Genomic DNA, 22,229 nt, shown 5'->3' with positions numbered 1-22,229 from the left:
CGGTCAGTCCAACCGGACGCCCTCGCGCTGCAACCTTTCGCGCAGCACGTCAATTTCAACCGTCAGATCACTGCGGTCATCCAATAGCATTTTGCGCGTACGCGCGGCGAAATTCTGTTCCAGATCGTCAAGCAGCGCAGAATAGTCCGCAAGCGCCTGCGTATCGCGGGTTCGGGCGTAGACGTCAGCAAACTTGACGGTCGCGTCCCGTGCGCCCTGCAGATAGACAGTCAGGTACTTTCTGGCACCGGCCAGATCGCGGGGATCTTCTTCGACCGTGCGGAACAGATCCCGCGCGGTGTCCTGAAACCGTTCGACGCGGGCTTCGACCCTGCGGTCGCCTGCGCGTTTGATGGCGTCGGTCATCTCAGACAGATGTTTCTCGGCATCATCGACAACGCGGGCCACGCGGTCTTGTTGAAAGGTGTCGATCCCTTCCATGCCTTTGTCTTTCATCGGATCAATGCCGAATGAGACCGAGTGCAGAACGGTTGCCGCCACTCCGAAAAGCACCGGGGCCAACAAGCTGGCTTGTGCGGCGGTTTCTGCATCCAGAAACTCGGTCCTGTACGTAGCAAGTCCTGCACCCAGACCGGTCAGAATGCTTGCAAATATCTTGCGCGGAAAAGCAGGCCGTCGGGCGGTCTTTCGGGCATTGTATGCGGCTTCGGCCCGCAGACCTTCGCGCAGCAGGAACGCGGCAGCTGTCAAGATACCAGCTGCGATAAGCCCGATGGTCATGCCGATCGCACCATCGTTCAGTGACAAAAACGCCAAAGGAATGGCCGGAAGAAACAAAAGGTTCGCACGCGCACCAGCAGGTTCAACCCGTGCGCCGTCAAATTGCCCCCTTGGCAGAGGTGAATCGCCCGAGGTATCGCCCTGCGGGCTGTACTTGCCGCCAAACCGCTTTGCCATGGCCTACAGCCCCCCAAGCAGGCCGGTGCAGACACCAAGCAACAGCAACAACAAGACAGCGTAGGCGAGTTTTTGCACTCCGCTTCCGGACATCACGCCCCCCAAACAGCAGCATTCACTGAAAATTTAGGGGATGCGAGGGCTTAGCGCTAGGGGGAAGGTTGCCGAACCCGCGTCACTTGCGAGGTTTCTTGCCGATTGGTGCCCGTTTTCTTTGCGGTCGCGCTGGGCGCTTGGGCGCGGCATCGGGTTTGACGTCTCCGTCCAGCCCAAGTTGATCGCGCATCACACGGCGGCGGATCTCTTCAACCTCGCCCTGCTTCAGGCTGCCCAATTGGAACGGGCCGTAAGACACGCGCAACAGGCGGTTCACAGTGAAGCCGATATCTTCCATCGCGCGGCGGATTTCGCGGTTCTTGCCTTCTCGTAGACCAATGGTCAGCCATGCATTGGCCCCTTGCTGACGATCCAGCGACACGGTCATAGGCTGAAAACGTTCGCCTTCGATGACCAGACCTTTACGCAGCGGTTCGAAATCTTCGTCTTTCGGGCGACCATTCACCCGTACGCGGTACTTGCGCAGCCAACCGGTTGAGGGCAGTTCGAGCTTGCGTTTGATGCCGCCATCATTGGTCAGCAGAAGGAGCCCTTCGGAGTTCAGGTCAAGCCGACCGACGCTCATCACCCGCGGCATATCTTCGGGCAATTTGTCGAAAATCGTCTCACGTCCCTTCTCATCACGGGTCGTCGTCACCAGTCCCGCAGGCTTGTGGTACAACCACAGGCGCGAGGGCTCGGGTTCCGAGACGGGCTTGCCGTCGACAACGATCTGGTCTTTTGCCGTGACGTTCAGGGCTGGGCTTTCGATGGTCTTGCCATTCACGGCCACACGGCCTGCTTCGATCATGCGTTCAGCCTCACGCCGCGACGCAACACCGGCGCGGGCCAGGACTTTGGCGATCCGGTCGCCGGGAGGAGGGGTCTTGCTCATGTCAGGCCCATACCGCATCCCGCGCGCTTGCGAAAGGCAGGTTTCTGATGCAGTCAGGGGCATGATGTTCAAATCGCATATGGATCAGGCATTGGCCGAGGCGCGCGCGGCAGCGGATCGCGGTGAGGTGCCAGTAGGCGCCGTTATCGTAGGGCCGGACGGTTCCGTTGTTGCAGCGGCGGGAAACCGGACGCGCGAGTTGAACGACCCAACCGCGCATGCCGAAATTCTTGCCCTACGGGAGGCATGCGCGCGTGCAGGGTCCGAGCGGTTGCCGGACCATGATCTCTACGTCACGCTGGAACCCTGTGCGATGTGTGCAGCGGCCATGGCAGCCGCGCGCATAAGGCGGATTTACTACGGCGCGGCCGATCCCAAGTCAGGGGGTGTGGCACACGGCGCGCGCGTGTTCTCACACCCGCAGGCGCATCACGTACCCGAGATTTACGATGGGATCGCCGGTGACGAAGCAGCAGAGCTTTTGAAAGACTTCTTTGCTTCGCGCCGCAAAGACGTGCCGGGCTGAAGCCCGCCTACAGTTTGATTGGCTGCATCACTACGGGCTCAATCACGTTGACCTCCGGCAGCCCGTCAATCAGCGACTGTGCTGATTGTTCGAGGATCGGGAAGGTCTTGTAATGGCACGGAATAACCGTTTTGAAGTTGAAGTAGCGCTTGGCCGCGTAGGCTGTGGCTTTCATGTCCATCGTGAAATGCCCGCCAGCTGACAATATGCCGATGTCAGGTTTGTAATAATCTCCCATCCAATCCATATCGGCCATGATGTCCGTGTCGCCCGAGACATAAAGCATGTGCCCCTCAGCTGCGATCATGAAACCAACCTCACTGCCGCCGGTACGCAGCCCGTCTGGAGTTGAAAAAGTCGAGCTGTGAGACGCCGGAACCATCGTGACCTTCACCCCGTTCAGATCGACGGTGCCGCCTTTGTTGAAGCCGATGGTCTCAATGCTTTCGGCTTCGCTCCAGTATCCCATCAGATCGTACTGACCGACCACGGGGATTTTCAGGTGTTTGGCCAGAGGGAGTACATCGGCCACATGGTCAAAATGGGTATGTGTCAAAAGGATATGGGTGGCCCCATCCAACGCCGCGTCGTGCTGATCTTCCGCTAGAACGGGATTGCCGGTTAGCCAGGGGTCAATCAATAGAACCTGTCCCTGGGTTTCGATGCGGAAACTACCATGCCCCAGCCAAATAATGTTCATTCCAAATTTCCTCCAAAATGGTGTCTTGGCAGCAGCCTAGCATCGGCTATGTAAATTTCCATGGATTGGATTCGAGAAATTGATGGCTATTGTGAACGGCTGTCTCCGGATTATTGGGCAGAGCCAATAAACGCGATTACAAACGCAGCTTTTCTGATTTCTGCTTGGATCATGTGGAGGCGGGTTCGCAATCAGGACATGCCACTGGCCATGATCCTTGTTGCGCTTCTGGCGATGATCGGAATCGGCAGCTATCTGTTTCACACGCATGCTCAGGTCTGGGCGGCCCTAGCAGATGTGGCTCCGATCCTTCTGTTCATCCTGGTTTACATTTTTGCCGTGAACAAAAACATCTGGCGGATGTCGTCGGGGTTGGCGTTCGGAGGGACGTTGCTTTTCTTTCCCTACGCGGCAGCAACCGTTCCGCTGTTTCAGCTTATTCCCGGGTTAGGGGGATCGGCAGGCTATGCGCCGATTCCTCTGCTCATCCTGATCTATGCGACCCTGCTGCGGGGCCGAGACCCAGTCTTGGCCAAAGGAATGTCTGTTGGAGCATTGATTCTGATCCTCTCAATCACCTTCCGTGCGCTGGACTTGCCGGTTTGCGGGCAATGGCCGCTGGGGACGCATTTCATGTGGCACATCCTGAATGCCATAATGCTGGGTTGGATGATCGAAGTGTATCGCGCGGCCCTTATACGGGGCCGCTTTGCAGAAAGTCTTTAAAGCTGAGAGGTGGGACGGTCCCTATTGACCGTCCTCAAAATAAGGAAAAGAGCTTCCCAAACTGCGTAAGTTCCGACTCAATCCTGAAAGGCGGCGGCCAGATGGTCGGGCAAGTCGAATTCAGTCAAAACCCGCGCGCGGCCCTCGGATGACATTTTGCGGGCAGTCTTTTCAACGATGCTCTGGATTTTCTCAGCCGAGTGTTTCGCGGCAAAGGGTTGGAAATACCATTTCAGGAACACAAAGCAGATTACATCTTCCAGCGCCTGTACTTCTTCGTCGCGCTTGATGCCCTGTTTCCGCAACATACGACCCGCAGCTTCAACCTGTTCGGAGTCATAGCCTTCCCGGGTCATCAAGCCCATAACCACGTCGGCATGGTGCACGGCCTGCGCCTTGCGCCAGGCCAGATAACCTGCGCGACCTTCAGGATACTCTGTGCGTGCCAGTTTCCAGCGCTCTACATGCTGACCACGCGCCGCAATCTGAAGGGCGTCAGAAGCGTTCGGGAACAAACGGTCCAACTCGGCGGTCATGCGTTCGCCGTAAAGCAGCGCTTCGGGTCGGTCCTCGTCGAGGTTGTGGTCATGTGCATTGGCTGCATCGATTGCGTCCAGAACCGCTTGCTTTTGCGCGCTCATACTTTGCTCCACTGGCTTGCCTACGCCACGAAAGTTTCGCAGCCGTCTTGGATATTGTCGCTCATGCTAACGGCTTGCTGTGAGATGCGCATCCTGGAAAATGCAAAAAGGCCGGGTCAGAGAGGGGATATCCGGCCCGGCCGGGACCTGCGCTTTATTTGGCAGGTTTAACCTGATCCTGCGTGACCGGTTCCGCGACAGGGGACGGGAAGGTCAACGTGCGTGTCAGGTTGCTTGTGTCGATACCCAAAGCCATGGCCGGCGCGGCCAAAAACGTGGCGGACAAGACTGCGGCTGTGATCAGGGATTTCATTGTGTTTCTCCGGTTTGCGTTGTGTCGCTGTTTATAAAATGAACAGTACAGTTCAGTTTTCAAGATCGATAATGAACTAATCGGTTTACTTTTTCGTATACCCCTCATTCAGATTTGAATGGCAGGCAAAGGCGCGGAGCCCAAAACTCGGGCTTGCCTGTTGCGCAGCGGTCTTGCGACTGCCGCAACAGACGGGTAAACGCCCCATAACGTATATGAGGGAAGCCGATGTCGATTGACCAAAGCACCGCCGCCAAAGTGGCCAAACTGGCCCGGATCAAGGTCGAGGATGACGCGCTGCCGGCGCTGGCATCCGAATTCAACACCATCCTGGGTTTCATCGAGCAACTGAACGAAGTGGATGTCGAAGGGGTTGAGCCGATGGTTTCGGTCACGCCGATGCGCCTTAAGCGTCGTCAGGACGAAGTGACCGACGGTAACCAGCAGGACAAGGTTCTGGCCAACGCCCCCGACGCGCGCGAAGGGTTCTTCGCAGTCCCCAAAGTGGTGGAGTAAGACATGAGCGATCTGAACAAACTGGGCCTGGCCGAGGCCCGCGACGCGCTGCGCAAAGGTGACGTTACCTCGGTTGAACTGACCGAATCCTGCCTGAAGGCCATTGATGAGGCTGACGCGCTGAACGCTTTTGTCCACAAGACGCCCGAAATCGCGCTGGAGCGTGCCAAAGCAGCGGACGAGCGGATCAAGGGTGGCGACGCGCCGTCGATGTGCGGTCTGCCGATTGGTATCAAGGATCTGTTCTGCACCAAAGGCGTACCGTCGCAAGCCGCATCGGGCATTCTTGAAGGCTTCAAGCCTGAATACGAATCTACTGTCTCGCAGCAATTGGCCGATGCGGGTGCGGTGATGCTGGGCAAGCTGAACATGGACGAATTCGCCATGGGCTCGTCCAACGAAACCTCTGTCTACGGCAATGCGGTCAGCCCGTGGCGACGCGGCAATGATGATGCACAACTGACACCCGGTGGATCGTCGGGCGGGTCAGCCTCTGCCGTGGCGGCCGATCTGTGCCTCGCCGCGACCGGCACTGACACGGGCGGTTCGATCCGCCAGCCTGCCGCGTTTGTGGGCATCACGGGTATCAAACCCACCTATGGCCGTTGCTCGCGCTGGGGCATCGTTGCGTTTGCATCCTCGCTGGATCAGGCTGGGCCGATGACCAAAGACGTGCGCGACGCCGCCATCATGCTCGAAGCCATGTGCGGACATGATCCCAAGGATTCCACCAGCGCCGAGTTGGCCGTACCGAATTTCGAGGCGATGCTGACCGGCGACATCAAGGGTAAGAAAATCGGTATCCCCAAGGAATACCGCATGGACGGTATGCCAGGCGAGATTGAAAAGCTTTGGGCCGAAGGGGCTGAGATGCTGAAAGCTGCTGGGGCCGAGATCGTCGATATCTCGCTGCCGCACACCAAATACGCGCTGCCAGCATATTATGTGATTGCCCCGGCCGAGGCGTCCTCGAACCTGGCCCGTTATGATGGTGTTCGCTACGGTCACCGCGCGCAGCTGGCACAGGGCGACGGCATCACCGAGATGTACGAAAAGACCCGCGCCGAAGGTTTCGGTCATGAGGTGCAGCGCCGCGTGATGGTCGGTACCTATGTGTTGTCGGCAGGTTTCTACGATGCTTACTACAACCGCGCGCGCCGCGTCCGTACCCTGATCAAGAAAGACTTCGAGGACGTGTTCGCTGCAGGCGTTGACGCGATCCTGACCCCGGCGACCCCTTCGGCGGCCTTTGGCCTGGGCGAAATGACCGAGGCAGATCCCGTTCAAATGTATTTGAACGACGTCTTCACAGTGACCGTTAACCTGGCTGGTTTGCCTGGTATTTCGGTGCCCGCAGGGCTCGACAAACAAGGTCTTCCGCTAGGTCTGCAGCTGATCGGACGCCCGTGGGAAGAAGGCGATCTGCTCAACACCGCCTATGCGCTGGAGAACGCGGCTGGTTTTGTGGCCAAGCCCGGGAAATGGTGGTAAGCCTCAGGCAACTGAAGCACGAGATACGGAGCCAAGTGATGCGCGTTTTGCTTTTGGTCCCTGCCCTGACGCTGGTTGCGGCCTGTACGGATGTCGCGCCGCTGACCAGCACCGGGTTCAATACGCCCGAGTATCAGGCACAGCGCGAGGCGCAGTTGGCCGGGCAAGGCGCAGCAGGCAACCCGCTGTTGGCTCCTGTCGATGTGTCCCAGCAGCCGCTGGGCGCGCCCGGTTCGGCAGGCTTCGCAACCGGTGAAAACGCCGATATTGCCAATCAGGCCGCTGCAGCCTTGGCCAGCACATCGGGGCAGGGCTCTGGCGTTGTGCCTGCGGCACCGGCGTCAAACAACAGCGCAATTTCCGACGAGCAGGACTTTGCCGCGGTGTCTGAACGGCGCAGCATTGAATCCGACGCCGCACGGCTCGAGCAAAACCGCCAGACTTACGAAGTTGTGGCCCCAACCGCCGTGCCAGAGCGCAACGCAAGCGGTCAGCCCAACATTGTGCAATACGCCCTCAGCACCTCGAACCCGGTCGGTACGCAGCTTTACAGCCGCGCAGGTTTTAACCTGCAAGCCAAGGCACAGCGGAACTGCGCGCAATTCCCATCCCCTGATCAGGCACAGATCGAGTTCCTGTCCAATGGCGGCCCACAGCGCGACCGTAAAGGTCTGGACCCGGACGGAGACGGCTATGCTTGCGGCTGGGACCCAAGCCCGTTCCGCAGTGCCGTCAACAACTGAACTCTCACCCATTTGGCATCCATCGCCTAACTTCGGCGAACGCCGAGACGGGCTAACGCCGTCTTTAATCGTGATCCACTACACGGCCATGGGCAGCGCCCAGGCAGCTCTGGAGCGTCTCTGTGATCCGACGGCCGAGGTTTCGGCGCATTACCTGATCGGCAATGACGGAAGGCTTTGGCAGATGGTGCGCGAAGAAGACCGCGCGTGGCACGCCGGGGCAGGGGAGTGGGATGGCAAGAACGACATAAATTCGCGGTCGATCGGGATCGAATTGGACAACACAGGATTGCATCCTTTTTCCGAACCACAAATGACGACGCTCGAAACTTTGCTACCTCGGATCATGAACACCTGGTCAATCCTGGCGTCGGGTGTGATCGGCCATTCCGACATGGCTCCGGATCGCAAATCAGACCCCGGTCCACATTTCGACTGGCAAAGGCTAGAGCGGCAAGCTTTGGCACGACCGCGCGGTTCAGACATCGCGTCAGCCTTACCAAGCCCGGGCGAATTCCGCGCCGCCGCGCGACGGGCAGGTTTCACTGCCCCGGTGGAAGATACTCAACTGCTGGCTGCCGTTCGGCTACGGTTTCGCCCTTGGGCAAAAGGCCCGCTTGAAACTGCGGATTTGAATGCGCTCACGCAGCCCAACACAATAACCTGATCCGCTCTTCATCTAGCTAAAAATACCTCGGGGTTGAATTGGCCGCAGGCCAAGAAGGGGCTGGCCCCTTTCCCGCTTTGCACTCTTGACGCCGCAGGGCGCAAAGCCTACCCATCCCCCGCGCGGAGGGCCGGATGGCCGCTGGGGTCGCAAGGCCCGAGAGGAAAGTCCGGACTCCACAAGACAACGGTGCCGGGTAACGCCCGGGCGGGGCAACCCGACGGAAAGCGCCACAGAAATCAGACCGCCACACATGTGGTAAGGGTGAAACGGTGGGGTAAGAGCCCACCGCGCCGCTGGCAACAGGGGCGGCACGGCAAGCCCCACCGGGAGCAATGCCAAATAGGGTCCCCGCGCGGGATGGTCGGCGTCTGCCGATACCACCGCTAAGCGCGTCTTGGCTGAGAGGGACCGGGTTGGCAGCTTGAGCCGTGCAGCAATGCACGGCCTAGAGGAATGGTCATCGAAGGGGTTAACCCCGGAACAAGATCCGGCTTACAGGCCCTCCGCGCGTATTCAATTACCCTCCGGGCGGCGTGTAAGCCCCGGTCAGCCGGGCGGCTTTTTCGGTGACCGCGACGAATTCATCCGCGGTCCAGGCGCGGACCGTCTCGATATTCGTCACGGCACCCGATGCGGCAACGGCCATGCCCACTGCGACGGCGTCGGTCCCGTCGGGGGCTTCGCTGATCACAACAACATCGTTGCCACCCGTGGTCATGTAAAAAGACAGCAACCTGCCGCCGACTTTCTCGAGCAAGGTTTTGACCGGGCCGGTGCGGTTCTCGGGCTTCTGCAACATGCCTTTGACGCCAGCTTGCGAGTAAGATGCATAAGTAATGAAAATGGGCATTGAAACCTCCGAGTTTTGACAATCAATTGGGGCCATTGCATCGGCTGGCCCCTTGGGCCGATTGGTGTCAGCCGCCGGTAAGAAACGGGGCCGCGATTAACCAAACTCCTGCACCGATCAGTGCCAAACCCGAGACCGGAACCAGCCAACGGGCGGTGGGGAGCAGTTTTTCAAGCGCCACATAGGCGGCAATGCCGACGATCCAGTACAGGTTCATGATGCCGCCGACGAACAGCAGCAGCATCAAAGCCCAGCAGCACCCCAAGCAATAGGTGCCATGCAGGCCGCCGGTTCTGAACGCCCCCAAAAGACCGGGGTGGTTGTGGTCCGCCAGAAATCGGGCGGGGCTTTGGCAATGACGCAGGCACGCGGTCTTCAGCTCCGAAAATTGATAGGCGCCCGCAGCCAGCAAAACGATTCCTGCAAAGGCGCCGGAACTTATTGTCATCATCGGACCGTCAGACAGTCCGATATGCTCTAACCCCCATTGCAAGGCGGTTGCGGCAAGACTGAAGGAAGCCCACGCCACCAGATAGCCCGACAGAAAGCACAAGCTGAATGTCGCGGCACGCGCTTTGTCTGGCCCTACGCGCTTGAGCGCGGTGAACAAAAGCACAGCAGGCGCAGCGCTTGGGGTCATCATGGCAATCATCATGACCCACCACATAAGAAAGATCAGCAGGGCGTAACCGATGCTCCAGGCTGTGGCAGAACCCATGGTCATGGGCTCGCCAATCGGGCCCGCCATCCGCGTCATTTCAACTGCGGACATATTCATGCCAACCCCGGCCACCGTGTACCACGCGGCAGCAAGAACGATCAGCAGAACGCTGCCCAAAACGATCACAGTGTCCTGTCGCAACAGCCGTTCAACGGCTCCGGCGTGGTGCGAGGAGTGTTGCCTTGTCATGAGGCACCCAAGTTTAAGCGCCCAATACGCCGTGACCCGAGATGTTCAGATGCGCCAGATGTGCGTGCGTGGCATCAAAGGTCAGGCTTATCTTGCTGCCGGTGGTTTTTGCCGAACCCGACGCAGCTTCGGCCTGACGGTATTCGAACCCGTTTGGCAGTTGGATCGCCGCCCGATGTGGCGCGCCAGAGACGATATGGGGAATTGGGCTGACTTCAACGTCGAAAACACCCGTGACCTTTGCATACCCGCTGCGATCTTCGCGGCTCCAGTCCAACTCGATCGGAACGAACAGTGTTTCGTGCTTGGTCGGGGCCATCGCGCTGAAGACGTACCAGAATGTGGCCATTTCGTCGGTGTCTTCTCCGGTCATGATTGCCTGCAAGGCGGCCCGCTGATCGGCCGAGGCGCTCTCATCGATGATCAGTTGCATCTGACCGTTGCCTTCATGAATAGGTCCCGGCCAATGGTAAACACCTGCCGCCCGAAGACCCCCCAGATCAGTGTCGCCATAGTGGCCGCTTTGAATGTCGAAGACGACGACCGCCTCGCAATTGCCATGAGACGGCAAAACGCTGAACTGGCAAGGGCAGCCAAAGTTGCAATTGCAATTGGCCAATTCTTCGGCCTGAATAACCCATTCTGTCATGATAACCCCCCAAGAAAAGTCGTGTAAAACAACTCTGCTCAACGCGGGGCGATCCCGCACATGCTGCCTCGGAAATCGAGCCTGGATTTGGCTTCTTGGATGCTCGAACGTATCACAAACTCGTGATATGTACAAACATGACTCCGGTTAAGATGTGAAATACAGGCTTTACTACGAGGTCTAATCGCGCGTGAGTTGAATGCGGTATTCGATTTTACGTTCGGCTGTTAGGTTTGAGGCACAGATTTTAATCCGGGAGGTTGATTATGAGTTTTTTGAAAACGCTGGCGTCTGTGGCCATCGGGTTTGCTGCCGCAAAGGGCATGGACAAGTATCAGAAAATGGGTGGAATGGCGGGCCTTCAGGATATGATGCAGGGCTCGGGTGGTGAATTTGGTATGGACCAGCTGGGCAAAATGGCCGAGCAATTTGGCTTGCCCGGAGGTGCAGCAGGACTTCAGGACATGATGGGCAAGATGGGGCTCGGCGGCAGCGCTGCCGGAGCTGCGGGTTTAGGAGGCTTGTTGAACGCAATGCAAGGGGCCGCGAAAACGGCCAACCAACAGACCGGTGACATGATGGAAACTGTGTTCAGTGGCACCCCGGCTGGCGCAGCGATGGAAGCACAAGCCAAACTGATGCTGCGCGCCATGATTCAGGCGGCCAAGGCGGATGGCGAGTTGGATGATCACGAAAAAGAAATCATCCTGGGTGAATTGGGCGACGACATCAGCGACGAGGAACGGGCGTTTGTACAAGAGCAGTTGAATGCACCGATTGATGTCATGGGATTGGCTGCTGATTCTGGCGCGCCGCTGAGAGCACAAATCTACGCCACATCTCTTGCCGCCATTCGTCTGGATAACGCGCGCGAAGCGTCTTACCTGCGGCAATTGTCCACTGCGCTGGGCCTCTCAGACGCGGAAAGAGACCAGATTCACACGTATATGGGGGCCCCGACCCTGACGGATTGATCTCGGGAAGGATTCCCACTGCAGGATAGGCCGATTGGCCTTGACATAGTTGGTGCAGCGCGTAAAAGCGCACGCTCATAGGAATTCAACCGAAAGGCCCCTGCCTTTTCGGACGCAGGAGATAACCATGGCGAAGCCGACGACAATCAAGATCCGCCTGAACTCGACCGCGGGCACGGGCCACTTCTACGTGACCAAGAAAAACGCGCGTACCATGACCGAGAAAATGACCATTCGTAAATACGATCCGGTCGTTCGTAAGCATGTTGAGTACAAGGAAGGCAAGATTAAGTAATCTGCCTTTCCACGTGGACATTATTTTAAAAGGGGCTCTGATTGGCAGGGCCCTTTTTTTCTGTTCAGTTCCGCGGCCCAGTGGTGAAAAGTCTGGGGCAATCTGATGCGCCTCCGTTGCAGCGGCGCATCAGCGGTTAGGGCAATCGCATCGACCTTGGCTTGCTTTTTACGGCACCCTGCCAGTACGCTTCAGCAAACCGCCACAAAATGTTGAGCGCCATGAAAAAAATCTTGTTGTCCACATTCGCCGTCCTGACCCTCGCGGCCTGTGAAGATCCGTTTAACCGCGAAGGTGTCGGATTCACCGGAATTGATGGGGAGCCGCGCACTATCTCTGATGTACCGGGCGCTGTTGCCTTTCTTCCAGAGGCCACAAACGTTCCTGCAGAACTGGCAAAGATTCCGACCATGACTTTGCTGGTCGATGAGACCGATCCGTCCAAAGTGGCATCGGCGGCAATCAACAGTGGCGGACAGTCGCCGAATACAGCTGTTCAGCTCGAAGGCAGCGACACTGACCTGTTCCTAAGCACTGTCAGCGTCAACGGAACGTTGTTCGGCGTATTACGCACTGGAACCAACAGCGTGACAGTCGAAAATTCGATTGGGATCGGCTTTGCGGAAGAAACCGAGCGATTCACCGGATGCCTGCCAGCGGGCGGAGTATTCCGCAAAGGTACATCCGAGCGGAGTTCCGGTTTTGCCGTTCCGTTGAATTGTAGCTGATCGGTTAAAACCGGGAATAGGGCCTCACCTGATTGGTGGGGCTATTTTGATTCTGGGGATTGGAAAAAATGACGGGCTAAAAAGAAAAGGGCCGGTCAATGACCGGCCCTTTCGACTAGAGAATAAGCTGTTATTCGCGGCTACCCAGCAGTTGCAGCAGGAACATGAACATGTTGATGAAGTCCAGATACAGGTTCAACGCGCCCATGATTGCGGCTTTGCCCAACCACTCCTGATCGCCTGCGTGGGCCATCTGAAGGTAAGTGGTCTTGATTTTCTGGGTGTCATAAGCGGTCAAACCCGCAAAGATCAGAACGCCCAGGATGGATACGGCAAACATAACGGCAGGCGATTGCAGGAAAAGGTTGATGACCATTGCAACAACCAGACCAATCACGCCCATCATCAGGAACGTTCCCATGCCCGACAGGTCTTTCTTGGTGACATAGCCGTAAAGCGACAGCCCGGCGAAGGCGATTGAGGTTACCAGGAAGACCTGAGCAATCGAAATGCCGGTGAAGGCAACAAATATCCAGCTGAGCGACAGGCCCATGACCGCCGCGAAGACGTAGAAGAACAGTTGGGCACCCGCTGCCGACAACCGGTTGATTGCGGCACCAAAGCCAAACACCATGGCCAGCGGAGCAAACATGATGATCCAACCCAGGATGTTCGGGCTCAGCGTGACCGGATCACGGAATACCGAAAGCAATTGAGGGTTTGAACCAACGGCCCAGGCCACGGCGAACGTGATCAACATGCCCACGGACATTGTGCCGTAGACTTTGTTCATATGGGCGCGCAGGCCCTCATCAATCTCGGCGGCGCGCGCGCCGGATGCCGTCCGGATCGTGTCGAATTGTGCCATCAAAGGGTCTCCCTTATCGAAAAGTTTAGTCGCCCCGGCTGTGCGGGGCGGTTTCCCCGTAAATATCGGCAACTAGAGGCTGTGTTTCAAGAGATTCCGGGCGAAAACCGACTAAAACACGCAACAAATTCGGCGACAGGTGATGCAAAGCCACCCATCGCCGTTAAAAAGTGAGTTTTGAACTTATCTTTTCCAGAAATCAGGCGCATCCCAGAAGAGCCGACGCGCCTCGGCAGAGGCCTCAGCGCGGGTCACTCCGATGTCCTCAAGCGCGGCATCATCCAGTTGTGCCAGTTCACGACGCTGCCGGTTCAGTTCCAATGCCCGAAAAAACCGCGACATCAGGGACAGTTTGGCTGGGCTGCAAGTCGTATGAAGTGCAATTTGGGTCATGATCTTTGTCCTTTCCAGGTTTTTCGATGCTTTCTGTGTCCGACATCAATTTCCTTGATTGATATGGAGGCATATGACATATTTTGAAAACGAATATTTTTGATGACACGCATAAGGAATCGTGAAGATGCGAAATCTGGACATTACGACCCTACGATCCTTCGTGGCAGTTGCGGATCAGGGCGGTGTCACGCGCGCCGCTGGTTTTTTGCACCTCACGCAATCCGCGGTTTCCATGCAGTTAAAGCGGTTGGAAGAACTGCTGGGTTTGGAATTGCTGGATCGCAGCGGTCGCACCATCGCGTTAACAGCCTCGGGCGAGCAGTTGCTGGCTTACGCTCGCCGGATGATTGCCCTGAATGATGAAGTCATCAGTCGTTTGACGGATCAGGCATTCGAGGGCGAAGTGGTTCTGGGTGTGCCCCATGACATCGTCTATCCGGCGATCCCACGGGTTTTGCAGCGATTCAACGTGGATTTTCCGCGTGTGCGTGTGCAATTGGTGTCGTCGTATTCGCTCCAGCTGAAAGACATGTACAAGCGTGGTGAATGCGACTTGATCCTGACAACTGAGCCATCCACGGCTGAGGGCTCAGAAACCATAGCCGAGCTTCCTTTGCGCTGGATAGGTGCGCCGGGCGGGTCTGCTTGGCGCAAACAGCCGCTTCCACTGGCGCTTGGACGTAGGTGTCTGTTCCGGCCACAAGTAATCTCGGCACTGGATGCCGCCGGAATCCCGTGGGAGCTGTCAGTGGAAACCGAGAATGACCGGACGATTGAAGCCACGGTCAGTGCCGATCTTGCAGTTCACGCCATGTTGGACGGAACCGAAGCCTCGCACCTTGAACAAATCGAATCCGGCGGCGCATTGCCTGACTTGCCGGCCCACAAGATCAACCTCTATGGCGGCGAGTCGGGCCGTGGCGCAGTCGTCGAGGCGTTGGCGCAGTTGGTGCGTCAGAATTTCCGGATGCTAGGTGGTACACAGCTGCGCGCGGTGGCGGGGTAAAAGCGATCAGGGCGTGATCACGATCTTGCCCGTCGACTTCCGCTCTTTCAGCAGTTGCATTCCATAGGCGACGTCATCAAGCGGTAGAGTGTGGCTGATATGCGGTTTGATCCGCCCTTCTGCATGCCACTGGAAAAGGGTCTCGAAGCTGTTGCGCACAGCTTCGGGGCGAAATTTCAGGTATCCGCCGATATAGAAACCGATAACGGTCAGGTTCTTAACCAATAAGTGGTTTGCCGGAATCTGTGGAACCTCGCCCCCGGCAAAACCAATCGGAAGCAAGCGGCCCTCGGGGTTGGTGGCGCGAAAGGCGGCTTTGAACACGTCGCCGCCGATGGCGTCATACACGACGTCTGCGCCGCCCAACGCTTTGACGCGCTCTCTCAGGTCTTCTGAGGTGTCGATCAGGTGATCAGCCCCTGCGGCCTGGGCGACGGCAAGCTTTTCCGTACCGCGCGCCTGCGCGATCACCCTGGCACCCATAAGTTTGCCAATCTCGACAGCTGTCAAACCAACGCCGCCCGCCGCACCGGTGACCAACAGCGTCTCGCCCGGTTGCAATCTGGCCCTGTAATCCAGCGCCATGTGACTGGTGCCATAGGCGATCTGTATCGCTGCGGCATCTTCGAAACGCATGGCATCTGGCAACGGGATCGCTCGATCCGCGTCAAAAACGCCGAATTCTGCAAGCCCGTCCTTCCCAGAATAGACTGCGATCCGGTCCCCCGGCATCAAACTTGACACGTCCGGCCCGACCTCATCCACGACACCCGCTATTTCCATACCCAGCGTAAACGGGGCAGGGGGCGTGTCCTGATACGTGCCCTTTTGCATCAGAAGATCTGCAAAGTTCAGGCCACAAGCCTTGATCGCCACACGCACCTGACCCGGGCCCGGAACCGGGACATCAAGATTGCACAACTGCGCCGCTGCTCCGTCAGATTGAACGCAATAGGCCCGCATCACTTTCCTCGCATTTTGGGTCATAGGCGCGCGTGAGTTGGCGAAAGTCAATTAATTTAGCATGACGGCGGGCACCGGAAAGCAAAAGGTCCTTTGTCAACATTGCCATCCGGAGCGTTGGGTAATTCATTATACAACCACAACCCTTCTAAAGGGTGTGTGACTCAACCGTCTTGAAAAAAATTCAAAAACCGGCATTATAAACGCTTAGTGCTGTGTAGGGGGCGGTACAGTCCGTATTAGGGGGTAATTAAGGGGAACCCTCTATGCATGCGATAGCGGACGTCGCGACCTCCCACGCAGATGTTTGTGTAGTATAGGAGAATACCAATGACTCATCACGTCGATGTCCATGTGGGCAAGCGCGTTCGGCATCGCCGCTGGCTGATTGGCATGACCCAACAGCAGTTGGCGCAACAAGTTGGTATCAAGTTTCAGCAGATCCAAAAATATGAGACCGGAGCCAACCGAATCAGCGCATCCCGCCTTTGGGACATCGCCGAGGCATTGGAAGTGCCGGTCAGCTTTTTCTTCGAAGGACTGGAAGAAGCCCAAAAAAGCGACGCGGAAAAGAAATCCGTTCCTGCCGATCTTATGGGCGACAAGGAAGCGCTGGATCTGGTGCGTTCTTACTATGCGATTCCGGAAAACCAGCGCCGCCGTCTGTTCGAACTGGCGCGGGTTCTCAGCGACGTCGCCTGAGTGACTTGACTTTGTTGGGCGTTGCTCGCACCTGTGGGCCATGCAACCGACAGCTTTGAACGACATCGAAATCGCCGAAGAAATGGCTGACGCAGCGCGCGCAGCCATTCTTCCTTTTTTTCGTCAAACCAATCTGGAAACAGCAAATAAGCTGACCGACGGGTTTGATCCTGTGACGGTGGCCGACCGTGCAGCCGAAAAGGCGATGCGAGAGGTTCTAGCCCTGCGCCGCCCCGAAGACGGCATTCTGGGTGAAGAGTTTGGTGAGCTTAAAGGCAGCAGCGGCCGGACCTGGGTACTGGACCCTATTGACGGCACACGCGGATTTATCAGTGGCACACCAACCTGGGGCGTTCTTATTGCGCTGAGCGATCAGGATGGGCCGTTCATGGGGGTCATTGATCAGCCTTATATCGGAGAGCGCTTTTTGGGATCGCCATCCGGCGCTCATTTTTCTGGTCCGTTGGGCACCCGCAGTATGAAAACCCGCGATACCAATACACTGGATCAGGCAACTCTGTTTACTACGTTTCCCGAAGTTGGGACCTTGGAAGACCGGAAAGGGTTTCAGACCGTATCCGAGCAGGTGCAACTGACGCGGTATGGAATGGATTGCTATGCTTATGCGCTGCTTGCGGCGGGGCAGGCGGATCTGGTGATCGAAGCAGGTTTGAACTCTTACGACATTCAAGCGCCCATAGCGGTCATTCAAGCGGCAGGCGGGATCGTGACAGATTGGCAAGGTGGCCCAGCGCATGATGGTGGTCGTGCCTTGGCTGCCGCGAACGCAGAGCTTCACGCCGCAGCCCTTAAGATCCTGCGCCATTTCTGAACACTGTTGCCGCGCACACGAATGGCGGTTAAACCGTATATAGCCGGTTCTTGAGCCCGTTTTCCGCCGGCCAACGCACTCCTTGCATGAAACGGGCAGATGCAGGAGAGCGATATGACCGAAATCCTACTCAAGAACGCTGACCTTATCCTGACGATGGATGACACCCGGCGGGAATTGTCTGGGGCTGACATTCTGATCCGTGATGGGCAGATTGCCCGGATCGGGATGGGCTTGCAGACGCAGGACGAAGTTCACGACGCCTCGGGCTGCCTGGTGACGCCCGGTCTGGTGAACACCCATCACCACCTTTACCAAACCCTGACCCGTGCCGTTCCGGGCGGTCAGGATGCGTTGCTGTTTGGGTGGCTGCAAACGCTTTACCCGATCTGGGCAAGGTTCGGACCGGATGAGATGTTCACCTCTGCCCAGATTGGCTTGGCTGAACTGGCGCTGTCGGGCTGTACGCTCAGCTCCGATCACCTTTATCTCTACCCCAACGGCGCGCGGCTCGAAGACACGATTTCTGCTGCGTCCGAGCTGGGGATGCGGTTCCACCCAACGCGTGGCGCGATGAGCATCGGCGAGAGCGACGGTGGACTGCCGCCGGACATTCTGGTGGAAGACGAAACCGCCATTCTGAACGACATGATCCGTGTTGTTGACGCGTTTCATGACCCGTTAGAAGGGTCGATGTGCCGCGTTGGCCTTGCCCCGTGTTCACCGTTCTCTGTCAGCCGGGATCTTATGCGCGATGCAGCTTTGCTGGCGCGAGACAAAGGTGTGATGCTTCATACGCATTTGGCTGAAAATGATGAGGACATTGCTTATTCGCAGGCGCAGTTCGGGTGCCGCCCCGGTCAGTATGCCGAAGATTTAGGCTGGACCGGCCCCGATGTCTGGCACGCCCATTGCGTCAAACTGGATGGGGCCGAGATTGATCTGTTTTCACGCACCAAAACAGGCGTGGCCCACTGCCCGTGTTCCAATTGCCGCCTTGGTTCCGGCATCGCACCGGTGCGTGCGATGCGCGACGCGGGCGTCAAGGTCGGCCTTGGCGCAGATGGGTCAGCCAGCAACGACAATGGCAACCTAATGCTGGAAGCCCGGCAGGCCATGCTGCTGCAGCGCGTGGCCAATGGCGCAGATGCCATGTCGGCCCGCGAAGCGTTGGAGATCGCGACGCGTGGCGGGGCCGATGTGCTGGGCCGCACTGATTGTGGGCGGCTGATGCCTGGCAAACGCGCGGATATCGCGGTGTGGGACACAGGCAGCATCGAAAGCGCGGGCAGTTGGGATCCTGCCGCATTGCTTCTCGCGGGGCCGATGACCGTTAAGCATCTGTTTGTCGAAGGTCGTCAGATCGTACGGGACGGGCAGATCACAACGATTGATCTGCCCCGTGTGATCGAGCGTCAGAATGCGCTTGCGCGGGCGTTGCAGGCTTAAGCAGCCTGTCGCCCGCCGATCCAAACCTCGGCCACGGCCCGATCATCACCCATCATGATGGTCGGGAAAATCGCCTCCCACACATCGTTTGCATGGGCCTCGCGCTGGGCGATAGCAGGGGTCGAGGCGAGGTCGAGCACAACCAGATCCGCCTCCATCCCCGGTGCGACATTGCCGATGCAGTCGTCCATGCGCAGGCTACGCGCGGACCCGACGGTGCCCAGCCATAGCAATTGCGCCGGATGCAGCGGGCGGCCACGCAGTTGGCCGATTTCATAGGCCGCCGCCATTGTGCGCAGCATCGAAAAACTGGACCCGCCGCCTGTATCCGTGGCCAGACCGATGCGGTGGCCATCATGGATTAGCCCATTCATGTCAAACAGACCCGACCCGATGAAAGTGTTCGAAGTGGGGCAGTGGATCAGTGAGGCATCAACTTCGCGCAGCCGATCGCGCTCTCTGTCCTCCAGATGGATGACGTGCCCGTACAGGCCGTTTTGACCCAGCAGGCCAAACTTCTCGTAGGTGTCCAGATAGTCCTGCGCGTCGGGGAACAGAGACTGGACCCATTCGATTTCATCTGTTTGCTCGCTCAGATGGGTTTGCATCAGGCAATGAGGATGCTCTGCCCAAAGCGCGCCCATCGCCTCAAGCTGTTCGGGGGTTGAGGTCGGCGAAAAGCGCGGGGTGATGGCATAGGACAGCCGGTCAATGCGGTGCCACTTTTCCAGAAGCGCGGCAGATTGGTCATAGGCGGTCTGAGCCGTATCGCGAAGACCTTCGGGCGCATTGCGATCCATGCAGGTCTTGCCCGCCACCACCCGCTGTCCACGTTGCTGCGCAGCCGTAAAGAATGCATCCACACTTTCGGGGTGGATTGTGCAAAAGCTGCACATCGTAGTGGTGCCATGTGCGGTGGTCAGATCCAGATAGCGATTGGCGATTTCACTTGCATAGACGGGATCGCCAAACTTCATTTCTTCCGGGAAGGTGTAGGTGTTCAGCCAGTCAATCAGCCGCTTTCCCCAACTGGCAATCATTGCCGTCTGCGGGTAATGCACATGCGGGTCAACAAAACCGGCCAGGATCAGATGATTACCGTGATCCCTGGTGACCGCATCAGGATGAGCCAGCGCCAAAGCATCGACGGCGCCAACATCTGCGATGCGCCCGTCTTCTATCACAACCGCTTCGTCCAACCGCGTGGCGTCGGTCGGCTCTCCGTCAAAGGGTGAGCCGATAAAGCTCAGAACGCGCCCTTTCAAAAGCGTCTTTTGCGCCATTTGCCCTGTTCTCCACCTGTTTGGAACCACGCATCAGCATAGGCGGACGAAAGAAGTGGGTAAATCGGCGCATTGTCATTGTTTTCCGGTAGCTGCTTCTTCTATTTAGAAGCCAATCGCCGAATAAAGGGGGCAGCGCATGACGACAGGCAGTGACGAAGCCGGACACGATCTGCCCCGGGAGGACGACGCTTACGCGCTGGATCCCAAAGCCGTGGCTGCGATCCTCTATGCGGTGGATATCGATGATCGCGAAAAGCTGATCGAGTTGATGGAGCCGCTGCACGCGGCTGACATCGCTGACCTTCTTGAACAGATCAACCCGTTTGACCGGGCCCGCCTGATCCGCCTGTATGACAAGGAATTTGACGGCGACATCCTGTCCGAACTGGATGAATCGGTTCGGGAAGAGGTGATCTCGGTTCTGAAGCCTGATGTTCTGGCGGACGCTGTGCGCGAGATGGAAAGCGACGACGTCGTTGACCTGCTGGAAGACCTTGAGGAACCTCAGCAGGAAACCATCCTGGATGCGCTGGAGGATTCCGAACGGATCGCCGCCGAACAGGCGCTGTCCTACCCTGAAAATTCGGCCGGCCGTCTCATGCAGCGCGAGGTCGTCATGGCGCCCGAGCATTGGACCGTCGGGCAAACGATTGATTTCATGCGCGCCAATGATGATCTGCCCGAGCAGTTTTATCACGTGGTGCTGGTCGATCCGCGCCTGAAGCCAGTGGCGCAGGTTACTTTGGGCAAGCTGATGGCGGCCCGACGTGAGGTGCCGTTGCATGATCTGACGGAAGAGGAGTTCCACATCATCCCTGTCGATCAGGACGAGGAGGACGTGGCGTATGCCTTCAATCAGTACCACCTGATCTCGTCCCCGGTTGTGGACGCAGATGGACGTCTGGTTGGTGTCATCACCATCGACGATGCGATGGTGGTTCTGGATGAAGAACACGAAGAAGACATCCTGCGTCTTGCCGGTGTCAGTGACGAAAGCTCTATTTCCGACAGTGTCGCAGCGACCAGTCGGCGGCGGTTGCCTTGGCTGGCGGTTAACCTATGTACCGCGATCTGTGCCTCGCTGGTGATTTCACAGTTCGAGGCTGCGATTGATCAACTGGTCGCACTTGCCATACTGATGCCGATTGTGGCCTCGATGGGGGGCAATGCGGGCACGCAATCGCTGACGGTGGCGGTGCGTGCTTTGGCGACGCGAGACCTGACCAATGCAAACGTGATGCGTGTTATCCGGCGCGAATTGTTGGTCGGCATGCTCAATGGGCTGTGCTTTGCCATCGTGTTGGGTACCGTGGGGATGTTGTGGTTTGACTCTCCGCTATTGGGTGTCGTGATCGGATCGGCCTTGGTCGTGAACATGATCATCGCCGGGTTCGCGGGTACGGTAGTACCTGTCGTGCTGGACCGTTTGGGTGTTGACCCGGCGCTGGCGTCCGGAACCTTTGTGACGACTACAACGGATGTCATGGGGTTCTTCATCTTTCTTGGCCTTGCCAGCGTGGTGCTCTTGTGACCGATCTGACCGAAATCAAAGCCGCAGCCCGTAAGGCGGCCTTTGCGCGCCGCAAGGCTGCATTCGATACGCGTTTGCCCGGTGCAGCCGGACGGTTGTCCGAGGTTCTGGCGGGGCACCGGGGCGTACCCATGTCAGGCTATATGCCCATCAGAACCGAGATCGACCCTCTGCCCGCGATGGCCGAGGCATCGGCTTACGGGCCGGTTGGCGTGCCGGTCATTCAGGCCGCTGGTCAACCTTTGAAATTCTCTCGCTGGACACCCGAAGGTGCGCTGAAAGATGGCCCGTTTGGTGCCAAAGTGCCCGAGGTGGATGACTATTTCGATCCCGAGATTCTGGTCGTGCCGCTGGTCGCGTTTGATGCAAATGGCGGTCGGCTGGGCTATGGCGGCGGGTTCTATGATCGCACGCTAGAAGGTTTGCGCGCCAAACGCCCGACGCTGGCCATCGGTTTCGCCTTTGACGCGCAAGAGGCCGAGGGCCTGCCGTTGGAGCCAACAGACCAACCGTTGGACATGGTCATCACGGAAAGTCGGGTGCTGACCTTCTAGC

General features: G+C 57.8%; 27 protein-coding genes and 1 other RNA gene. 16 read left to right on the top strand and 12 right to left on the bottom strand.

The window, feature by feature from the left end:
* Window positions 1-3: 3 nt before the first annotated feature.
* Together GOV90_RS12610 and GOV90_RS12605 are read right to left on the bottom strand one after the other, a co-directional pair.
* Entirely contained in the window at window positions 4-918 is a 915-nt protein-coding gene (locus GOV90_RS12610) for a 5-bromo-4-chloroindolyl phosphate hydrolysis family protein (RefSeq protein ID WP_171092538.1), read from the bottom strand.
* A 175-nt stretch (window positions 919-1,093) separates the two neighbouring features.
* A complete protein-coding gene (locus GOV90_RS12605) occupies window positions 1,094-1,909 on the bottom strand; it encodes a pseudouridine synthase (protein WP_371732493.1) in 816 nt (271 codons plus the stop codon).
* 61 nt (window positions 1,910-1,970) lie between these two features.
* On the opposite strand from GOV90_RS12605, the gene GOV90_RS12600 reads away from it, so the two are divergent.
* The gene (locus tag GOV90_RS12600) at window positions 1,971-2,435 is read left to right on the top strand and encodes a nucleoside deaminase (RefSeq protein WP_171092535.1); all 465 of its coding nucleotides are present in this window, start codon (window positions 1,971-1,973) and stop codon (window positions 2,433-2,435) included.
* 7 nt (window positions 2,436-2,442) lie between these two features.
* Here GOV90_RS12600 and GOV90_RS12595 read toward each other — a convergent pair whose 3' ends face one another.
* Window positions 2,443-3,135 carry a metal-dependent hydrolase gene (locus GOV90_RS12595; RefSeq protein ID WP_171092533.1) on the bottom strand — a complete coding sequence of 231 codons (693 nt, stop codon included), beginning with the start codon at window positions 3,133-3,135 and terminating at the stop codon, window positions 2,443-2,445.
* A 60-nt stretch (window positions 3,136-3,195) separates the two neighbouring features.
* Between GOV90_RS12595 and GOV90_RS12590 the strand changes: the two genes are divergently transcribed.
* Complete coding sequence (locus tag GOV90_RS12590) at window positions 3,196-3,861, top strand: ceramidase domain-containing protein (protein WP_171092531.1); 666 nt, start codon at window positions 3,196-3,198, stop codon at window positions 3,859-3,861.
* 77 nt (window positions 3,862-3,938) lie between these two features.
* On the opposite strand, the gene GOV90_RS12585 is transcribed toward GOV90_RS12590, so the two are convergent.
* Both GOV90_RS12585 and GOV90_RS12580 read right to left on the bottom strand, forming a co-directional pair.
* Window positions 3,939-4,502 (bottom strand): DUF4202 domain-containing protein, encoded by a 564-nt coding sequence (locus GOV90_RS12585; protein ID WP_171092529.1) that lies wholly within the window; start codon window positions 4,500-4,502, stop codon window positions 3,939-3,941.
* Between the two features lie 154 nt (window positions 4,503-4,656).
* The gene (locus GOV90_RS12580) at window positions 4,657-4,815 is read right to left on the bottom strand and encodes a hypothetical protein (RefSeq protein ID WP_171092527.1); all 159 of its coding nucleotides are present in this window, start codon (window positions 4,813-4,815) and stop codon (window positions 4,657-4,659) included.
* Window positions 4,816-5,043: 228 nt separating this feature from the next.
* Here GOV90_RS12580 and gatC point away from each other — a divergent pair, with 228 nt between their 5' ends.
* From gatC to rnpB, 5 genes are all read left to right on the top strand, one after another.
* Window positions 5,044-5,331 (top strand): Asp-tRNA(Asn)/Glu-tRNA(Gln) amidotransferase subunit GatC, encoded by a 288-nt coding sequence (gene gatC, locus GOV90_RS12575; protein ID WP_171092525.1) that lies wholly within the window; start codon window positions 5,044-5,046, stop codon window positions 5,329-5,331.
* A gap of 3 nt (window positions 5,332-5,334) precedes the next feature.
* The gene (gatA, locus tag GOV90_RS12570; protein ID WP_171092523.1) at window positions 5,335-6,822 is read left to right on the top strand and encodes an Asp-tRNA(Asn)/Glu-tRNA(Gln) amidotransferase subunit GatA; all 1,488 of its coding nucleotides are present in this window, start codon (window positions 5,335-5,337) and stop codon (window positions 6,820-6,822) included.
* A 38-nt stretch (window positions 6,823-6,860) separates the two neighbouring features.
* Window positions 6,861-7,565, top strand: a complete 705-nt coding sequence (locus tag GOV90_RS12565; protein ID WP_171092522.1) for a hypothetical protein — start codon at window positions 6,861-6,863, stop codon at window positions 7,563-7,565.
* Complete coding sequence (locus GOV90_RS12560; RefSeq protein ID WP_171092520.1) at window positions 7,516-8,232, top strand: N-acetylmuramoyl-L-alanine amidase; 717 nt, start codon at window positions 7,516-7,518, stop codon at window positions 8,230-8,232. Before GOV90_RS12565 ends, GOV90_RS12560 begins: the two co-directional genes overlap by 50 nt.
* A gap of 122 nt (window positions 8,233-8,354) precedes the next feature.
* Window positions 8,355-8,746: RNase P RNA component class A (gene rnpB, locus GOV90_RS12555), an RNA gene on the top strand.
* 6 nt (window positions 8,747-8,752) lie between these two features.
* On the opposite strand, the gene GOV90_RS12550 is transcribed toward rnpB, so the two are convergent.
* The 3 genes from GOV90_RS12550 to GOV90_RS12540 all read right to left on the bottom strand — a co-directional run bounded on the left by GOV90_RS12550 (window position 8,753) and on the right by GOV90_RS12540 (window position 10,644).
* Window positions 8,753-9,085, bottom strand: a complete 333-nt coding sequence (locus tag GOV90_RS12550) for a GYD domain-containing protein (protein WP_171092518.1) — start codon at window positions 9,083-9,085, stop codon at window positions 8,753-8,755.
* Window positions 9,086-9,152: 67 nt separating this feature from the next.
* The gene (locus tag GOV90_RS12545; RefSeq protein WP_171092516.1) at window positions 9,153-9,995 is read right to left on the bottom strand and encodes a DUF2182 domain-containing protein; all 843 of its coding nucleotides are present in this window, start codon (window positions 9,993-9,995) and stop codon (window positions 9,153-9,155) included.
* Window positions 9,996-10,008: 13 nt separating this feature from the next.
* Window positions 10,009-10,644, bottom strand: coding sequence for a DUF1326 domain-containing protein (locus GOV90_RS12540; RefSeq protein ID WP_171092514.1), 636 nt, complete (start codon window positions 10,642-10,644; stop codon window positions 10,009-10,011).
* A gap of 266 nt (window positions 10,645-10,910) precedes the next feature.
* Between GOV90_RS12540 and GOV90_RS12535 the strand changes: the two genes are divergently transcribed.
* From GOV90_RS12535 to GOV90_RS12525, 3 genes are all read left to right on the top strand, one after another.
* Entirely contained in the window at window positions 10,911-11,618 is a 708-nt protein-coding gene (locus GOV90_RS12535) for a DUF533 domain-containing protein (RefSeq protein WP_171092512.1), read from the top strand.
* 127 nt (window positions 11,619-11,745) lie between these two features.
* Window positions 11,746-11,913 carry a 50S ribosomal protein L33 gene (gene rpmG, locus GOV90_RS12530; RefSeq protein ID WP_037309480.1) on the top strand — a complete coding sequence of 56 codons (168 nt, stop codon included), beginning with the start codon at window positions 11,746-11,748 and terminating at the stop codon, window positions 11,911-11,913.
* 221 nt (window positions 11,914-12,134) lie between these two features.
* Window positions 12,135-12,641 carry a hypothetical protein gene (locus GOV90_RS12525; RefSeq protein WP_171092510.1) on the top strand — a complete coding sequence of 169 codons (507 nt, stop codon included), beginning with the start codon at window positions 12,135-12,137 and terminating at the stop codon, window positions 12,639-12,641.
* A 130-nt stretch (window positions 12,642-12,771) separates the two neighbouring features.
* On the opposite strand, the gene GOV90_RS12520 is transcribed toward GOV90_RS12525, so the two are convergent.
* Both GOV90_RS12520 and GOV90_RS12515 read right to left on the bottom strand, forming a co-directional pair.
* Entirely contained in the window at window positions 12,772-13,509 is a 738-nt protein-coding gene (locus GOV90_RS12520; RefSeq protein ID WP_171092507.1) for a Bax inhibitor-1/YccA family protein, read from the bottom strand.
* 183 nt (window positions 13,510-13,692) lie between these two features.
* A complete protein-coding gene (locus GOV90_RS12515; RefSeq protein ID WP_171092506.1) occupies window positions 13,693-13,902 on the bottom strand; it encodes a DUF1127 domain-containing protein in 210 nt (69 codons plus the stop codon).
* A 127-nt stretch (window positions 13,903-14,029) separates the two neighbouring features.
* On the opposite strand from GOV90_RS12515, the gene GOV90_RS12510 reads away from it, so the two are divergent.
* Window positions 14,030-14,911: a LysR family transcriptional regulator gene (locus GOV90_RS12510; RefSeq protein ID WP_171092504.1), complete on the top strand. Its 882-nt coding sequence runs from the start codon at window positions 14,030-14,032 to the stop codon at window positions 14,909-14,911.
* Between the two features lie 6 nt (window positions 14,912-14,917).
* On the opposite strand, the gene GOV90_RS12505 is transcribed toward GOV90_RS12510, so the two are convergent.
* The gene (locus GOV90_RS12505; protein WP_171092656.1) at window positions 14,918-15,874 is read right to left on the bottom strand and encodes an NADPH:quinone oxidoreductase family protein; all 957 of its coding nucleotides are present in this window, start codon (window positions 15,872-15,874) and stop codon (window positions 14,918-14,920) included.
* Window positions 15,875-16,204: 330 nt separating this feature from the next.
* On the opposite strand from GOV90_RS12505, the gene GOV90_RS12500 reads away from it, so the two are divergent.
* The 3 genes from GOV90_RS12500 (at window position 16,205) to GOV90_RS12490 (ending at window position 18,857) form a co-directional block, all read left to right on the top strand.
* Window positions 16,205-16,576 carry a helix-turn-helix domain-containing protein gene (locus tag GOV90_RS12500; RefSeq protein ID WP_171092502.1) on the top strand — a complete coding sequence of 124 codons (372 nt, stop codon included), beginning with the start codon at window positions 16,205-16,207 and terminating at the stop codon, window positions 16,574-16,576.
* A 40-nt stretch (window positions 16,577-16,616) separates the two neighbouring features.
* Complete coding sequence (hisN, locus tag GOV90_RS12495; RefSeq protein WP_171092499.1) at window positions 16,617-17,408, top strand: histidinol-phosphatase; 792 nt, start codon at window positions 16,617-16,619, stop codon at window positions 17,406-17,408.
* A 114-nt stretch (window positions 17,409-17,522) separates the two neighbouring features.
* Complete coding sequence (locus tag GOV90_RS12490) at window positions 17,523-18,857, top strand: 8-oxoguanine deaminase (protein ID WP_171172854.1); 1,335 nt, start codon at window positions 17,523-17,525, stop codon at window positions 18,855-18,857.
* Here the strand turns inward: GOV90_RS12490 and guaD are convergent.
* Entirely contained in the window at window positions 18,854-20,140 is a 1,287-nt protein-coding gene (guaD, locus tag GOV90_RS12485) for a guanine deaminase (protein ID WP_171092496.1), read from the bottom strand. The genes GOV90_RS12490 and guaD overlap by 4 nt on opposite strands.
* A 139-nt stretch (window positions 20,141-20,279) precedes the next feature.
* Here guaD and mgtE point away from each other — a divergent pair, with 139 nt between their 5' ends.
* Together mgtE and GOV90_RS12475 are read left to right on the top strand one after the other, a co-directional pair.
* Window positions 20,280-21,674, top strand: coding sequence for a magnesium transporter (gene mgtE / locus GOV90_RS12480; protein WP_171092493.1), 1,395 nt, complete (start codon window positions 20,280-20,282; stop codon window positions 21,672-21,674).
* Entirely contained in the window at window positions 21,671-22,228 is a 558-nt protein-coding gene (locus GOV90_RS12475) for a 5-formyltetrahydrofolate cyclo-ligase (protein ID WP_171092491.1), read from the top strand. The genes mgtE and GOV90_RS12475 overlap by 4 nt, the downstream gene beginning before the upstream one ends.
* Window position 22,229: the final 1 nt, after the last annotated feature.

It is taken from the genome of Ruegeria sp. HKCCA5929, from assembly GCF_013034525.1.
Lineage (GTDB): Bacteria > Pseudomonadota > Alphaproteobacteria > Rhodobacterales > Rhodobacteraceae > Ruegeria.
This window is presented reverse-complemented; position numbering and strand designations above follow the sequence as displayed.

Coding starts and splice junctions, on each gene's coding strand:
- GOV90_RS12610 (WP_171092538.1), bottom strand. CDS start 918: ATGGCAAAGCGGTTTGGCGGCAAGTACAGCCCGCAGGGCGATACCTCG.
- guaD (WP_171092496.1), bottom strand. CDS start 20,140: ATGGCGCAAAAGACGCTTTTGAAAGGGCGCGTTCTGAGCTTTATCGGC.
- GOV90_RS12600 (WP_171092535.1), top strand. CDS start 1,971: ATGATGTTCAAATCGCATATGGATCAGGCATTGGCCGAGGCGCGCGCG.
- GOV90_RS12560 (WP_171092520.1), top strand. CDS start 7,516: ATGCTTGCGGCTGGGACCCAAGCCCGTTCCGCAGTGCCGTCAACAACT.
- GOV90_RS12565 (WP_171092522.1), top strand. CDS start 6,861: ATGCGCGTTTTGCTTTTGGTCCCTGCCCTGACGCTGGTTGCGGCCTGT.
- rpmG (WP_037309480.1), top strand. CDS start 11,746: ATGGCGAAGCCGACGACAATCAAGATCCGCCTGAACTCGACCGCGGGC.
- GOV90_RS12580 (WP_171092527.1), bottom strand. CDS start 4,815: ATGAAATCCCTGATCACAGCCGCAGTCTTGTCCGCCACGTTTTTGGCC.
- GOV90_RS12505 (WP_171092656.1), bottom strand. CDS start 15,874: ATGCGGGCCTATTGCGTTCAATCTGACGGAGCAGCGGCGCAGTTGTGC.
- gatA (WP_171092523.1), top strand. CDS start 5,335: ATGAGCGATCTGAACAAACTGGGCCTGGCCGAGGCCCGCGACGCGCTG.
- GOV90_RS12520 (WP_171092507.1), bottom strand. CDS start 13,509: ATGGCACAATTCGACACGATCCGGACGGCATCCGGCGCGCGCGCCGCC.
- GOV90_RS12500 (WP_171092502.1), top strand. CDS start 16,205: ATGACTCATCACGTCGATGTCCATGTGGGCAAGCGCGTTCGGCATCGC.
- GOV90_RS12585 (WP_171092529.1), bottom strand. CDS start 4,502: ATGAGCGCGCAAAAGCAAGCGGTTCTGGACGCAATCGATGCAGCCAAT.
- GOV90_RS12540 (WP_171092514.1), bottom strand. CDS start 10,644: ATGACAGAATGGGTTATTCAGGCCGAAGAATTGGCCAATTGCAATTGC.
- mgtE (WP_171092493.1), top strand. CDS start 20,280: ATGACGACAGGCAGTGACGAAGCCGGACACGATCTGCCCCGGGAGGAC.
- GOV90_RS12515 (WP_171092506.1), bottom strand. CDS start 13,902: ATGACCCAAATTGCACTTCATACGACTTGCAGCCCAGCCAAACTGTCC.
- gatC (WP_171092525.1), top strand. CDS start 5,044: ATGTCGATTGACCAAAGCACCGCCGCCAAAGTGGCCAAACTGGCCCGG.
- GOV90_RS12510 (WP_171092504.1), top strand. CDS start 14,030: ATGCGAAATCTGGACATTACGACCCTACGATCCTTCGTGGCAGTTGCG.
- GOV90_RS12490 (WP_171172854.1), top strand. CDS start 17,523: ATGACCGAAATCCTACTCAAGAACGCTGACCTTATCCTGACGATGGAT.
- GOV90_RS12545 (WP_171092516.1), bottom strand. CDS start 9,995: ATGACAAGGCAACACTCCTCGCACCACGCCGGAGCCGTTGAACGGCTG.
- hisN (WP_171092499.1), top strand. CDS start 16,617: ATGCAACCGACAGCTTTGAACGACATCGAAATCGCCGAAGAAATGGCT.
- GOV90_RS12535 (WP_171092512.1), top strand. CDS start 10,911: ATGAGTTTTTTGAAAACGCTGGCGTCTGTGGCCATCGGGTTTGCTGCC.
- GOV90_RS12595 (WP_171092533.1), bottom strand. CDS start 3,135: ATGAACATTATTTGGCTGGGGCATGGTAGTTTCCGCATCGAAACCCAG.
- GOV90_RS12525 (WP_171092510.1), top strand. CDS start 12,135: ATGAAAAAAATCTTGTTGTCCACATTCGCCGTCCTGACCCTCGCGGCC.
- GOV90_RS12590 (WP_171092531.1), top strand. CDS start 3,196: ATGGATTGGATTCGAGAAATTGATGGCTATTGTGAACGGCTGTCTCCG.
- GOV90_RS12605 (WP_371732493.1), bottom strand. CDS start 1,909: ATGAGCAAGACCCCTCCTCCCGGCGACCGGATCGCCAAAGTCCTGGCC.
- GOV90_RS12550 (WP_171092518.1), bottom strand. CDS start 9,085: ATGCCCATTTTCATTACTTATGCATCTTACTCGCAAGCTGGCGTCAAA.